14 protein-coding genes are annotated in these 13,432 nt (G+C 73.3%); 11 read left to right on the top strand and 3 right to left on the bottom strand.

Going from position 1 to position 13,432, the window contains the following annotated elements; all coding sequences use genetic code 11:
• Window positions 1–97: 97 nt before the first annotated feature.
• The 3 genes from ACWC21_RS02240 to ACWC21_RS02230 all read left to right on the top strand — a co-directional run bounded on the left by ACWC21_RS02240 (window position 98) and on the right by ACWC21_RS02230 (window position 2,531).
• Window positions 98–568, top strand: coding sequence for an O-methyltransferase (locus tag ACWC21_RS02240; RefSeq protein WP_450877688.1), 471 nt, complete (start codon window positions 98–100; stop codon window positions 566–568).
• A gap of 72 nt (window positions 569–640) precedes the next feature.
• Window positions 641–1,219: a TetR/AcrR family transcriptional regulator gene (locus tag ACWC21_RS02235; protein WP_450877209.1), complete on the top strand. Its 579-nt coding sequence runs from the start codon at window positions 641–643 to the stop codon at window positions 1,217–1,219.
• A 133-nt stretch (window positions 1,220–1,352) separates the two neighbouring features.
• On the top strand, window positions 1,353–2,531 hold the full coding sequence (locus ACWC21_RS02230) for a GDSL-type esterase/lipase family protein (RefSeq protein WP_450877207.1): 1,179 nt from the start codon (window positions 1,353–1,355) through the stop codon (window positions 2,529–2,531).
• A gap of 202 nt (window positions 2,532–2,733) precedes the next feature.
• Here the strand turns inward: ACWC21_RS02230 and ACWC21_RS02225 are convergent, their stop codons facing one another.
• Entirely contained in the window at window positions 2,734–3,219 is a 486-nt protein-coding gene (locus tag ACWC21_RS02225; protein ID WP_450877205.1) for a MarR family transcriptional regulator, read from the bottom strand.
• Window positions 3,220–3,365: 146 nt separating this feature from the next.
• Between ACWC21_RS02225 and ACWC21_RS02220 the strand changes: the two genes are divergently transcribed.
• From ACWC21_RS02220 to ACWC21_RS02195, 6 genes are all read left to right on the top strand, one after another.
• Window positions 3,366–4,526 carry a PP2C family protein-serine/threonine phosphatase gene (locus ACWC21_RS02220; RefSeq protein ID WP_450877203.1) on the top strand — a complete coding sequence of 387 codons (1,161 nt, stop codon included), beginning with the start codon at window positions 3,366–3,368 and terminating at the stop codon, window positions 4,524–4,526.
• A 157-nt stretch (window positions 4,527–4,683) separates the two neighbouring features.
• Window positions 4,684–5,577: an STAS domain-containing protein gene (locus ACWC21_RS02215; RefSeq protein ID WP_450877201.1), complete on the top strand. Its 894-nt coding sequence runs from the start codon at window positions 4,684–4,686 to the stop codon at window positions 5,575–5,577.
• Window positions 5,574–5,981 carry an STAS domain-containing protein gene (locus ACWC21_RS02210; RefSeq protein ID WP_450877199.1) on the top strand — a complete coding sequence of 136 codons (408 nt, stop codon included), beginning with the start codon at window positions 5,574–5,576 and terminating at the stop codon, window positions 5,979–5,981. Before ACWC21_RS02215 ends, ACWC21_RS02210 begins: the two co-directional genes overlap by 4 nt.
• A complete protein-coding gene (locus tag ACWC21_RS02205) occupies window positions 5,978–6,427 on the top strand; it encodes an ATP-binding protein (RefSeq protein WP_450877197.1) in 450 nt (149 codons plus the stop codon). Before ACWC21_RS02210 ends, ACWC21_RS02205 begins: the two co-directional genes overlap by 4 nt.
• Entirely contained in the window at window positions 6,424–7,497 is a 1,074-nt protein-coding gene (locus ACWC21_RS02200) for a SpoIIE family protein phosphatase (protein WP_450877195.1), read from the top strand. Before ACWC21_RS02205 ends, ACWC21_RS02200 begins: the two co-directional genes overlap by 4 nt.
• Window positions 7,481–9,205: a PP2C family protein-serine/threonine phosphatase gene (locus ACWC21_RS02195; protein ID WP_450877193.1), complete on the top strand. Its 1,725-nt coding sequence runs from the start codon at window positions 7,481–7,483 to the stop codon at window positions 9,203–9,205. Before ACWC21_RS02200 ends, ACWC21_RS02195 begins: the two co-directional genes overlap by 17 nt.
• Window positions 9,206–9,302: 97 nt before the next feature.
• Here ACWC21_RS02195 and ACWC21_RS02190 read toward each other — a convergent pair whose 3' ends face one another.
• The gene (locus tag ACWC21_RS02190) at window positions 9,303–9,806 is read right to left on the bottom strand and encodes a MarR family winged helix-turn-helix transcriptional regulator (protein WP_450877191.1); all 504 of its coding nucleotides are present in this window, start codon (window positions 9,804–9,806) and stop codon (window positions 9,303–9,305) included.
• Between the two features lie 211 nt (window positions 9,807–10,017).
• Here ACWC21_RS02190 and ACWC21_RS02185 point away from each other — a divergent pair, with 211 nt between their 5' ends.
• Window positions 10,018–10,458: an ATP-binding protein gene (locus ACWC21_RS02185; protein WP_450877686.1), complete on the top strand. Its 441-nt coding sequence runs from the start codon at window positions 10,018–10,020 to the stop codon at window positions 10,456–10,458.
• Between the two features lie 34 nt (window positions 10,459–10,492).
• Here the strand turns inward: ACWC21_RS02185 and ACWC21_RS02180 are convergent, their stop codons facing one another.
• Window positions 10,493–11,560, bottom strand: coding sequence for a WD40 repeat domain-containing protein (locus tag ACWC21_RS02180; protein ID WP_450877189.1), 1,068 nt, complete (start codon window positions 11,558–11,560; stop codon window positions 10,493–10,495).
• Here ACWC21_RS02180 and ACWC21_RS02175 point away from each other — a divergent pair, their 5' ends adjacent.
• The gene (locus ACWC21_RS02175; RefSeq protein ID WP_450877187.1) at window positions 11,561–13,357 is read left to right on the top strand and encodes a CHAT domain-containing protein; all 1,797 of its coding nucleotides are present in this window, start codon (window positions 11,561–11,563) and stop codon (window positions 13,355–13,357) included.
• Window positions 13,358–13,432 lie beyond the last annotated feature (75 nt).

Raw genomic sequence — 13,432 nt, 5'->3', positions numbered from 1 at the left:
GTTTCTGGACGATCTGCACGCGCAGGGCCGTGCGCACGACGAACCGCTGGCCGACCGGCTGCTGCGGCTGCGCAACATGACCCCCTAGGCGGCCCGGCTGGTCGCCCTGCTGATCCGTGTGCAGCGCAGCGGACGCGTGCTGGAGATCGGCACGTCCAACGGGTACTCCGCGCTCTGGTTCGCCGACGCGCTGCGTGACACCGGCGGCAGGCTGACCACGGTCGAGATCGACGGGGAGCGGGCGGCGACGGCGCGGCGCAACCTCGTGCGCGCCGGACTCGCGGACCACGCGGACGTCGTGCACGGGGACGGCGGCGAGGTCCTGGCCGCGGCCCCGGACGCTTCGTTCGACGTCGTCGTCCTGGACGCCGAACGACCCGCCTACGTGGAGTACTGGCCGCAACTGCGGCGGGTGCTGACGCCTTATGGGCTCGTGGCGGTCGACAACGCGGTGAGCCACCGCGAGCAGCTCACCGCGTTCGACGAGCTGGTACGGCGGGACGGGAGCTTCGCCGTCCAACTGCACGAGGTGGGGGACGGGGTGCTCACGGCGGTCAATTGCGGCTAATCCACTAGGGGATTTGCCTAAAGGGTTTAGGTAACTGCACAATCGGCTCAGCCGAGCGAGAGGACGCCGGACGTGGCGCGTGCAGGACTGACCCCCGACCGTCTCGCCCGAGCGGGCGCGGAACTCGCCGACGAGGTCGGCTTCGACCAGGTGACCGTCTCCGCGCTCGCCCGTCGGTTCGACGTCAAGGTGGCGAGTCTGTACTCGCACGTGAGGAACTCCCAGGACCTCAAGACCCGGATCGCCCTGCTCGCCCTGGAGGAGCTGGCCGACCGGGGCGCCGCCGCGCTGGCCGGACGGGCCGGCAAGGACGCCTTGGCCGCACTGGCGAACGTGTACCGCGACTACGCCCGGGAGCACCCGGGCCGGTACGCCGCGGCCCGGCTGAGGCTCGACCCGGCGACGGCGGCCGCCAGCGCGGGCGGCCGGCATGCCGGGATGACGCGGGCGATCCTGCGGGGCTACGACCTGACGGAACCCGACCAGACGCACGCCGTCCGGCTGCTGGGCAGCGTCTTCCACGGCTACGTCAGCCTTGAGCTGGGCGGCGGGTTCAGTCACAGCGCCCCCGACTCCGAGGAGAGCTGGACCCGGATCCTGGACGCCCTCGACGCCCTGCTGCGGAACTGGCCCGCGAACCCGACCTCGTGACCGGATCCCCTGACCAGATCCCTGACCGGATCCCCTGACCAGACCCCTGACCGGATCCCCTGACCAGACCCCTGACCAGATCCCCCTGATCAGCCCCCTGATCAGGGTCCCCTGACCGGAACAGGCTGACGCAATGCCCACCCAGGACCACTGGATCACCACACCCGTCACCGCCGGCCTCCTGCGCGGCGCCCTCGACGTGGAGCGCACCCAGCACGGTGTGCTGCCGCACCGGCTGCCCGCCCGGGCCCGTGCCCAGTGCGCCGACCCGCAGCTGGCCATGGCCGAGGCCCAGCCCTCCGGGGTGCGCGTGGTCTTCCGCACCCGGGCGACCGTCCTCGAACTCGACACTCTGCCGACCAAACGCGTCTACACCGGCGCCCCGCCCCGTCCGGACGGTGTGTACGACCTCCTCGTGAACGGCCGGCCGGCCGGCCGGGGCAGTGTGCCGGGCGGCAACACCGTGATCATCGACACGGCCACCTGGACGGCCGAGCGGCGGCCCGGCCCCGTCGGCACGCTCCGCTTCGCCGACCTGCCCGACGGGGTCAAGGACATCGAGATCTGGCTCCCGCACAACGAGACCACCGAGCTCGTCGCCCTGCGCACCGACGCCCCCGTCGAGCCCGCGCCCGACCCCGACCGCAGGGTGTGGCTGCACCACGGCAGCTCGATCAGCCACGGCTCCGACGCCGACAGCCCCACCACCACCTGGCCCGCGCTGGCCGCCTCCCTGGGCGGAGTCGAGCTGATCAACCTGGGCCTCGGCGGCAGCGCCCTGCTCGACCCGTTCACCGCCCGTACCCTGCGCGACACCCCCGCCGACCTGATCAGCGTCAAGATCGGCATCAACCTGGTCAACACCGACCTGATGCGGCTGCGCGCCCTCGGCCCCGCCGTCCACGGCTTCCTGGACACCATCCGCGAAGGCCGTCCGGCCACACCGCTCCTGGTGGTCTCGCCCCTGCTGTGTCCCATCCACGAGGACACCCCGGGCCCCAGCCTCCTCGATCCCGGCTCCCTCGCCACCGGACAGCCGCGGTTCCGGGCCGCGGGCGACCCGGCCGAACGCGCCGCCGGAAAGCTCACCCTGGGCGTCATCCGGGAGGAGCTCGCCCAGATCGTCTCGCAGCGCGCGGCCGACGATCCGAACCTGCACCACCTCGACGGCCGCCTGCTCTACGGCGAGGCCGACGCCGCCGAGCTCCCGCTGCCCGACGACATCCACCCGGACGCCGCCACCCACCGCCGCATCGGCGAACGCTTCGCCGAGCTGGTCTTCGCCCCCGGCGCGGCCTTCGGCGGCCGCTGACGCCCGAGACCTTGGCCACACTCCCGGCAGGCGGCCGCCTGCCGGGGTACCCGAGTCGTGGACAGGCCTCCCGGCGATAGTTGCCATTTGACAACTATGGTCGGGGGGCAACAAAGTAACCGTGTCGGGCGTGCACGGGGAAGGATCTGGAATGTTCCGGTCGGCTCACGCCGGCTCCGTGTCCGGTGCCGCGGCCCGCGGTTCAGGCGCTCTGGCTGCCAGGGTCCTGCGCGGCGTCGTGTATCTGCGCGGCGGCCGCGTCGCAGAACGCCTCCAGCCCCTCCAGGAGCGCGGTGCGCTTGGCGGCGGGCATGAGGTCCAGCACGGCCTCGAGGGTGATCTCCCGCCGTGTCCGCAGATCGGCCAGGAAGGCGCGGCCCCGGCTGCTGAGGTACAGGCGCACCTCGCGCCGGTCGGCAGGGCTCACCGCGCGCCGGACGAAGCCGGCGGCCTGCAGCCGGTCGCACAGCCGGCTGGTCGAGGGCGGTGTGGAGGCCAGGGAGTCCGCGAGCGAGCGCAGGTTGATGCCCTCGTGGTGTTCCAGGATGAGCAGGACCCGCAGTTGCGAGGCCGACGCGGGCGCGGTCGACGCCCGGCCCCACAGGACCTCCAGCAGTTCCGCGGCCGTCGCGGTCACCCGTGCGACATCGGCGGGCTCCGGGCGGGGGCGGAAGGTAGTCACTGTCACACTCTCGCAGACACTGGGACGGCCGCCAGCGTACTAGGGACCGCCCGGTCCGGAGATGCCCGAGCCGTCCTCTGGTGGAACTGAACCGCCTCGTACGGGGAACGAGGCCTGTAACCGTTCAGTGAAGGATTGGTGCGTTTACCATCGTGAACAGATTTGTGGCCGCCGAGCGCGCTCTGCGCAGGGCGGCACCCCACGCCCTGCCGGACGCCGCCCGCGGCGTACTGGCGGATCAGTACGCGGCGGAGTCCGCCGAACTCTTCATGGCCGACTACGGCCTGTCCGTACTGCAGCCGGTCTCCGAACTGCCGTACACCCTCGAGCCGGTCTCGGTGCACAACAGCCCGGCCGGCCGCGCCTTCGGCGCCCAGGAGCCGTACGTCGAAACCGTCGGGGACGGCCGGGTACGCGTCCACCTGCCGGTCACCGTGCGCGGCGACCGGCTGGGCGTGCTGTCGGTGACCCTGCCGGACGAGGAGCGGGCACGCGACTGCCTGGACGAGCTGACGGACGTCGCGGAGGTGCTCGGCCACGAGCTGGTCGTGGCCGAACGGGACACCGACCTCTACATGCAGGCGCGGCGCAAGGACCGGCTCACCCTGGCCGCCGAGATGCAGTGGCAGCTGCTGCCGGGCCGCTCCTGCGCACGCCCCGAGTACGAACTCGGCGCTCAGCTCGAACCGGCGTACGCCATCTTCGGCGACAACTTCGACTGGTCGGCGACGGCGGACCACCTCATGTTGTATGTCACAAACGGCATGGGGGAAGGCATAGACGCCTCCCTGCTGACGAACCTGGCCATCAACGCCCTGCGCAACGCGCGGCGGGCCGGCATCCCGATCGCCGACCAGGCGGCCCTGGCCGACCAGGCCGTCTACGCCCACTACCGTGGCCGTTGCTACCTCTCCGTACTCATGCTCGACTTCGAACTCGCCACAGGACGCGCCTGGGTGGTCGACGCGGGGTCCCCGCAGATGCTGCGCCTGAGGGATGGCACCGTGGAGAGGATCCCGCTCGAAGCGCAGTTGCCGCTGGGCATGTTCGAGGAGACCGACTATGTCGCACAGGAGTTCCAGGTCGAGCCCGGCGACCGGCTCGTGTTCGTCAGCGACGGCGTCCACGAAACCGCATCCCCTGGTGGGGTGGCCTACGGGGAGGCCGCCCTGGCGCGGGCGATCACCTCGACCCGGCTGCTGCCGGCGGCCGAGGTCCCGCGGGCCCTCCTGCGCGAACTGTCGGGGCACCGCGGTCGTACGCTGCCCCGTGATGACGCTTTGGTGGTGTGTCTGGACTGGCGGGGGCGCTGACGGGCAGAGCAAGAAGAGAGGGCTGCCCGGTGGAGGCGAGCGCGTGTTGTTCGCGCCGTACGGGCAGCGCTAATGTTTGTCATACGGCAATAATCGGCCAGATGGGCCGACGGCGACCGGCAGGCACCCCGGCCTGTGCAGTAGGGAGACGATGTAAGTGTCGGACCAGCATGCGGCGGACGAGCCGGCAGCCCGCCAGGTGGGCGACTTCCTGGAGCGGCGCCGTGAGCAGATCGCCCAACGCTGGGCGGACGCCACCCTGTTCCGGGCGGTCTTCACGGTGTCCCGGGACGAGGCGACGGAGGCGTGCAGGGCCGTGGTGGACGCCCTGGCCCAGGTGGCGCACGCGGGAAGGCTGGAGGACATCGAGGCCCCGGGCTTCGAGGTCGTGCGCGACCAGCTCGGCCGTATGTCCGCGTCCTTGACCCGCACGGGATACAGCCCGGCCCAGATCGCCGGCGAGGTCGCCGGACTGCGCCCGCCGGCCGTCGACCTGCTGCGCGGTGAGTTCCCCGACCCGCCCGGCCCGGAGAGCACCGAGAGCGTGCTGGCACTGACCGTACTCCTGGACACCCTGCGCCTGGTCGTCATGGAGACCGCTCTCAGCGAGGGCGAGGAAGTGATCTCACGCCAGCGCCAGCAACTCCTCGAGGTGGCCACCCCGGTGATCAACCTGTGGGAGGGCGTCGTCGCCGTCCCGCTGATCGGCACCCTGGACAGCGCCCGCAGCCAGGTGGTCATGGAGAGCCTGCTGGAGGCGATCGTCGACCAGCGCGCCCGGTACGCCATCCTCGACATCACCGGTGTCTCCACCGTCGACTCGCTCGTCGCCCAGCACCTGATGAAGACGGTGGCCGCGGCCCGGCTGATGGGCGCCGAGTGCATCGTCTCCGGCATCCGTCCCGCGATCGCGCAGACCATCGTGCACCTCGGCATCGACCTGGGCTCGGTGCTCACCCGGGCTTCACTGGCCGACGCCCTGGCCTACGCGCTCAGTCAGCAGGGCATCCAGGTGTCCCCGAGCACGGCCGCCGGAGTGAGCCCGCGGTGAGCGGTGGCTACCTCGGTCCCACGGTCCCGGTGCTGACACTGGGGGACGTTCTGCTGGTCACCGTCCAGGGCGAGCTGCACGACGGGATGGCCGAGCAGCTCCAGCAGGACATCACCCAGCGCATCGCCCACAGCAGGGTGAACGGTGTGGTGATCGACGTCTCCGGTGTGGACGTGGTCGACTCCTTCCTCGGCCGGATATTCGCCGAGATCGCCGCCAGCACCCGGCTGCTGGCGGCCCGCACGGTGCTGGCCGGGATGCGGCCCGCCGTGGCGATCACGCTGGTCGAACTGGGGCTCACCCTGCCCGGACTGACCACCACCCTCGATGTCGAACGCGCGATGGAACTGCTCGGTCAACCCGTACCGACGGCTTCCGCCGACGCAAGGAAGGGAGGCACGTGACGTCGGCCTCCCGCCCTGCTGCGGCGACGACACTGCCCATCCGGTCGGACGCGGATCTGGCCTGGGTGCGGCAGCAGGTCCGCCACACGGCGGCCGACCTCGGTTTCGGCCTGGTACAGCAGACGAAACTGGTCACCGCCGCCAGCGAGCTGGCACGCAACACCCTCGTGCACGGCGGCGGGGGACACACCGAGATCACGCCCCTGGACAACGGACGCATGCGGGGTCTCAAGCTGGCCTTCACCGACGACGGCCCCGGCATCCGGGACCTCGAACAGGCGATGACGGACGGCTACACCACCGGCGGCGGCCTGGGCCTCGGACTGAGCGGGGCCAAGCGGCTGGTGCACGAGTTCGCCGTCGACACCGAGCCCGGCCGCGGCACCACCGTCACCGTCGTCGCCTGGGTCGTCGGCGTACCCGCCTCCCGTTCGGAGCAGCCATGAGCCGGGTGTGGGACATCCCGGTGCACGACTCCACCCGCGTGCGCGACGTCCGAGTGGCGGCCGAGGAGGCCGGCGCCCACGCCGGCCTGGACGCACACCGCACGGCGGTCACGGCGCTGGCCGCCACGGAACTGGCCACCAATCTGCTCAAGCACGCGGGCGGCGGCCGGATACTGATCAACCTCGTCGAGCCGGCACCCGCCGAAGAGGCCGCCCGCGGGCCGTCGGTGCAGCTCTTCGCACTCGACCACGGCCCCGGTATCGCAGACGTCGGGGCCGCCCTGCGCGACGGCTACACCACCGTCGACACCTCCCTCGGCGCGGGCCTCGGCACCTGCCTGCGCATGTCCAGCGCCTTCGACCTGTACAGCGCGCACGGCCGGGGAACGGTGGTGACGGCCCGCATCGACCAGCGGTCCGCCGAGCGCCGGACGGAAACCGCGTCCCGGGTCCGCGCCGGAGGCGTCAACGTGTCCCTCGCCCGTGCCGAGCACTCCGGGGACGCCTGGAGCTGGGGACGCTCCGGATCCCGTACGACCCTGATGCTGGCCGACGGCCTCGGTCACGGCGCCAAGGCCGCCGAGGCATCCGGCGCCGCGGTGGGCGAACTGCGCCGCAGGGGACACCTGGCGCCGGTGGAACTCCTGCGGCACCTGCACACGGCGCTGCGCCCCACCCGAGGGGCCGCCGTCGCGGTGGCGCAACTGGACGAGGAAACCGGGGAACTCAGCTTCGCCGGCGTCGGCAACATCGGTGCCCGGCTGCACCACGCCGGCACCTGGCAGCCACTCGTCTCCCACCCCGGTATCGTCGGTGCGCACTTCCCGGCGAACGTTCCCCTGCGGCGGGTGCCGTGGGCCGCGGACAGTCTGCTCGTCCTGCACAGCGACGGACTGCCCAGCCGCTGGTCGCCACCCGACGACACCCGACTCCTGCGCCACGACCCGGCCGTGGTCGCCGCGGTCGTCCTGCGGGACGCCAGCAGCCCCGCACGACCCGTACGCGACGACACCAGCGTGGCCGTACTCGCCCCCGACCGCCGGACCGGCACCCATGACCACAGCATCTGATGTCTGGCACATCACCTCCGTCTCCGACGCGGCCCGTGCCCGCGCCGCCGCCGCACGTCTCGCGGCGGCCGCCGGCGCGCCCACCCTGGAACGCGCACGCTTCCTGACCGCCCTCACCGGCCGGCTGCGCCAGTGCCTGGCGTCGGGCGGCGCGGACCTCGTCGTCACCACCGAGCAGCCCACCCCGGACGCGGACCGGCGCGTACGGGTCGACGTGCGCCCGGCCGGCCTGCCCGACGACGGCGCCCCCTGCTGGCAGTTCACGCTGACCTGTCACCGTCCCGTGGGGTCGGCGGGGACTGGTCACCCGGCCGACGCGGACGCCGCGGAGCTCGCCGAAGGCCTCCTGGCCGCCGACGAGGAAACCGCGGCCGCCCTCGACCGGCTGGACGAGCTGGAGGAACTGGTCCGCTTCCACCGTGAGGAACTGCACCAGACGAACCAGGGTGTCCTGGCCCTCCACGCCGAACTCGACGCCGCCTCCCGCGCCCAGCACCAACTCCTCGACGCCGAACGGGTGGCGCGGGCCGCGGCGGAGAACGCGCGGCGCCTGCTCACCTTCCTGACCACCGCCAGCGCCGTCGTGACCACCTCGCTCGACCACGAGGACATCCTGCGCCGGCTGCCCCAGCTCCTCGTGCCCGAATATGCCGACGCCGTCGACATCTGGCTCTTCGACGAGGAGGACGTCCCCCACCACGGCGAGCGGCCGGCCGCCGCCGTCACCGCCGCCCGCACCGGCCGGCCCCAGCATGCCGCCGACCACCCGGGCGGCCTCCCCGGCGTCGATGACCATCCGCCGTCCGTTCTCTCCCCGAACCGGCCGCTGCTGTGCGTTCCGCTCACGGCACGCGGTGTCCTGGGCGTGCTGACACTGACCGCTCCCGGCCCGCGCTTCGACCCGGACACCGGCGTCATGCTGCTGGAACTGGCCCGGCGCCTGGCCATCGCCCTGGACAACGCCCGCCGCTACGAACAGCACCGGGACACCGCCGAGGCCCTGCAGCGCGCCCAGCTCACCGAACTCCCCACCTGCCAGGGGATGTCCCTGGCCGCCCGCTACCTGCCCGCCACCCACGGCCTCAACATCGGCGGCGACTGGTACGACGCGTTCCCGCAGCCCGACGGCAGCGTGCTCGCGGTCATAGGGGACGTCACCGGGCACGGGCTGCGCGCCGCCGTGATCATGGGGCAACTGCGCACCGCGCTGCGCGCCTACGCGGTCGAGGGCGACAGCCCGGCCCGGATCCTCACCCGGCTGCACCACATGCTCCGCCACCAGCAGCCCGAGCTGTACGCCACCGCCGTCATCGCCCGCTTCCGGCCCGGCGACACGGAAGTCGTCTGGGCGGCCGCCGGGCACCCGCCCGCCGTGGTGCGCTCGCCCGAGGGCGAGGTGCGGATACTGGACACCAAGCCGGGCATCATGCTGGGCGTGCCCCTCGCCTACGAGTACGAGGACCACGTCGTCCGGATCCGCCCCGGCTCCACCGTCGCCCTCTACACCGACGGACTGGTGGAACGCAGAGCGCACGGCATAGACCCGGGCATCGACCGTCTCGCCCATGCCCTGGCCGCACTGAGCCCGGCGGAACTCGAGGACCTCGACGCCTCCGCCGACTCGCTGCTCAAGCCCATGCTGCACGACTCCGAACGCGACGACGACATCTGCCTCCTGCTGTGCCGCACCATGCCGGAGGCGGCCTAGGCGGCCTGGGCGGCCTGGGCGGCCTGGGCGGCTTCAGACCGGGCTGCCGGCGGACCGGGACGAAAGCGCGGTCGGCGCCCGCAGTGGTGCGCGCGGTTCAGGGTTCGGGCCCGTCCTGCCCGGGAGGTGCGTCGTCACGGGTCGCGAGGAAGGCCCGCAGACCGAGACTCAGCGCCGCGCGTTCCGCGGGGCGCATAGTCGCCAAGGCCCTCGTCAGGGCCTGTTTGCGGCGTGCCGCGACATCGCCCAGTACGCGCCGCCCGTGCGCGGTCAGCCGCAACTGCACCTCACGTCGCTTGTGCGGATGCAGGGTGCGCTCCAGCAGTCCGGCCGCCTCCAGCCGGTCGCACAGGCGGCTGGCGGTCGGCAGCCCTATGTCGAGTTGCTGCGCCAGAGCGGTCAGGTTCACGCCCGGTGCCGCCTCCAGGGCCCGCAGCGCCCGCAACTGGTGCAGGGACAGGCGCAGCACCGCCTCCTGCGCGGCGAGTGACCACAGTGTCGTCAGGTTCTCCACGGCGTCGGAGATCTCCAGGGCGACGGCCTCCGGGCCATCGCCCGCTCCCTCCGCTGGCTCCTCACCGGACCGGCCGAGACGGGTCACGAAAACATCACTTTCCATCAGCTGCGCGCCGTACGGGTTACCTCATTCCTTCGCTGTACCCGACAACCCGCAGAGCAAGCCGCCGTTGTCCGGACCGCAACACGCCCCTCCGCCGTCACCGGTGTGACGCAACCGACATCGGGCGAGGAGGCGTGCGGAGTGGAGGCCGGGGTATGCGCCGGGCGTGAGCAGTGCGGTGAAGGAAGGCAGGGTGGGACCGGACACCCGGGGCGAAGGAATCGTGCGGGACGCCGAACCGATACGGACCACGGCGGCCCTGGACGGCGACGACGGTTGCATCGCCCAGGCCCGGCATCTGGCGGCCGGGTTCCTGGCGCGGGTGCAGGCCGAGCACGGGCTGCCGGTCTCGGAACGCGCGATGGAACTCACCAGGCTGGTGGCCAGCGAACTGGTCACCAACGCCCGCAAGTACGCCCCCGGTCCGGTACTGCTGGACCTGCGTGTCGCGGGAGACCTGGTGGAGGTCGCCGTATGGGACAGTGATCCGGCGCTGCCGGTGGCACGAGCCGCCGACCCCGGGCGGGTCGGCCAGCACGGCCTGGAGATCGTGATGGCCGTCTGCCAGGGCTTCGAAGCGCAGCGGGAGCCGGTGGGCAAGCGCGTCACCGCGCGTATCGCGCTGCTGGACTGAGGGCGGTCTCGCCGGCCGCGGGCGAACGGGCTGGTCATGGTCGCCGGGCACGGCCGCAACCCCGGGGGGCGGTACGCCCGTCCGCGGCGTACTCGGTCCACTCCGCCGTCGTGACCGGGTCGCCCGCGCTTTCGCACACCAGCCGGCCGACCCGGTCCGCGTCGGTGTCCCACAGATGCGCCGCCGAGGCCGAACCACCGGTGGCGAGGATCCCGCCCGCCGGGTCGAGGGCCAGGGCGTACGTGCTGCCCTCGGGCGCGGACAGGGCCGCGTGCGGTACCGGCCGCGCCGGGGAGCCGAGGTCCCAGAGCCGGATCGCCCCGTCGCCGATGCCCGCCGCCAGGGTACGGCCGTCCGGGCCGAAGCCCACGGAGAAGACGTACCCCCGGGCGCCGGTGAGGGCCCTGCCCGAACGGCTGGGGAGTCCTGACCGGTGCAGGCGCCACAACCGTACGGTGTTGTCCGCGCTGCCCGCCGCGAGCAGTTCGCCCCGCGGGGCGAACGCCACGCCCGAGACGAAGTTGTCGAACCCCGTGAGGACGCCCGCGGTCCTGGCCCGCCCGGGAGCACCGACACTCCACAACCGCACCCGCTGGTCCGTGCCGCCCGCGGCGAGCAGTTGGCCGTCCGGGCTGAACGCGACCGACATCACGTAGTTGTCCGTGCTCGTGCGGAGCCGGGGGAGCGCCACGGGCCGTGCGGGACGCGTGAGGTCCCACAGCCACACGGTGTCGCTGCTCGTGCCGACCGCGAGCACGTCGGTGACCGGGTCGAAGGCCACCGACTGCACGGTCCCGGTCGCTCCGCGCAGCGTGGTGACGCAGGAGGGGCGGGCGGGGTCCGTCACGTCCCGGATCTGCACGGCACCGTCGGCGCACCCGGCCGCGAGCAGGTCGCCGCGCCGGCTGAAGGCGACCGCTCCCGAGAATCCGTGCGGGCCGGGCGGTCCGGTGATGTCCGGCCCGGCCCGCACCGGCGACCGGCTGGTCCCGGTCCGCCAGAGGGTGACCGGGCCGCCCGACCGCGCGACGGCCAGCAGGTGTCCCGATGCCCGGTAGGCGGGGGAGAAGACCGGGTCGTCGGTGCCCCGGAGCGTGGGCACGTGCACGTCCGCGTCGGCAACCTGGCCGTCGGCCGACGGGCCCGGTACCAGGTCACCCGTGATCCGCAGGACCTGCGCGCCGCCGAGGCCGACTACCGGGCCCTGCTCGGCCGGTCCGACCTGACCGCGGAGGACCGGGACCGGACCCTGCAGAACCTGGCCGTGACGCTGCTGGACCGGGCCCGTGCCCGGGCCGGGGAGGCCGGCGACCGGGCCCCGTCCGCGGTCGCGGCGCTCGACGAGGCGGAGGAAGTGCTGCGGGACCTGGCCCGCCGGTGGCCGCCCGGGCACGCCGACTTCCCCACCGTCGCCCTGACGCTCGCCGACTGTCTGAGAATCAGGTCCGAACTCACCGGTGATCCGCTGCCCCGCCGCGAAGGCACGGCGATCCTGCGCCGGCTGACCGGCGGCGGCCACCACCTGTCGGCCACCGGACTCGTCCGCGCCACGGTCGCCCAGGCCCGCAACGCGGCGGCCGACGGTGACTGGCGGACGGCCACCGCCACGTACGAGGCCGCGCTGGACGGGCTCGCCCAGGCCGTCTCGGCGCACGCGAACCGGCGTTCCCGGGAGACCGCGGTGGGCAGGTTCTTCGGCATCGCGTCCGACGCCGCCGCCTCCGCCCTGCACGCCGGTTCTCCCGAACGTGCCCTGGAACTCCTGGAACGGGGCCGCGGCACACTGCTCGACGAAGCGGTGGCACGCCGCCCGCACCAGCGGCCCGGACACCGCGACCTGCTGACCGGGCTCGGGGGACGCACGGTGGTCGTGCTGAACGTGAGCCGGCTGCGCTGCGACGCGCTCGCGGTGACCCCACGAGGGCTGCGGGTACTGCCGCTGCCGTCGCTGTCCACCGCCCAGCTGATCCGGCAGACCGCCCGGTTCCTGTGGGCGGTGCGCACGGCGGGGGACCGGTCGGCGGAGCAGTGGGAGCGGGACTTCGCCGAGCGGACCGTCGTCCCGGCGGTGCTGCGCTGGCTGTGGCACAGCACCATGGCGCCCGTTCTGGACGGACTCGGCCTGACCGGTCATGTGTGGTGGTGCCCCACCGGGCTGCTCACCTTCCTGCCGCTGCACGCGGCCGGCTCCCACCTCTTCGACCGGGGCGCCGGGACCGGCGGGGTGGCGGAGAGCGTCCTGGACCACGTGGTCTCCTCGTACACCCCGGCCGTCCAGGCCCTGCCCGGCCCTCGTGGCGGCCCGCCGGGGACACGGCGGCTGCTCGCCGTCGAGCCGCGCGCGGCCGGCTTCGACCCGCTGCCGCACGCCGGCCTCGAGATCGAGCGGGTGCGCAGGGTCGTCCCCGACGGTGTGACCCTCGCCGGTCCAGGCGCCACCCGGGAGAGGATCCTGGCCGAACTGCCCCGGCACTCCTGGTTCCACTTCGCCGGACACGGCACGCAGGACCCGCTGCGGCCGGCGGAGTCCGCCGCCCTGATCCCGTACGACTTCCTGCCCGGACAGCGGGCCGTGCGCCGGGCCGACGTCGCCACGCTGCGCACGGACCGGGCCGAGGTCGCCTTCCTGTCCGCCTGCCGGACCGCCACCGGCACGATGGACCTGGCCGACGAGGCGGCCCATCTCGCGGGCGCCTTCCTCAGCGCCGGGTTCCGTCAGGTGATCGGCTCTCAGTGGGCCGTGCGCGACCGGCTCGCCGCGCAGGTCGCGGGGGACTTCTACCGGCTGGCGGCGGACCCGGACCACTCCGCCGAGGCCTTGCACGAGGCCGTGCGCACGGTCAGGGCGGCCGCCGGGTCGCCCTGTGCCTGGGCGCCGTTCGTGCACTTCGGGGGGTGAACCCGCGGCACGGCGCGAGGATCGGGAGAGCGCGGGGAGCACAGGGAGACGGCTCGGGGCGGCGGGTGCGCGCCG

The organism is Streptomyces sp. NPDC001348 (assembly GCF_053597535.1).
This window is presented reverse-complemented; position numbering and strand designations above follow the sequence as displayed.

Coding starts and splice junctions, on each gene's coding strand:
- ACWC21_RS02230 (WP_450877207.1), top strand. CDS start 1,353: ATGCCCACCCAGGACCACTGGATCACCACACCCGTCACCGCCGGCCTC.
- ACWC21_RS02200 (WP_450877195.1), top strand. CDS start 6,424: ATGAGCCGGGTGTGGGACATCCCGGTGCACGACTCCACCCGCGTGCGC.
- ACWC21_RS02195 (WP_450877193.1), top strand. CDS start 7,481: ATGACCACAGCATCTGATGTCTGGCACATCACCTCCGTCTCCGACGCG.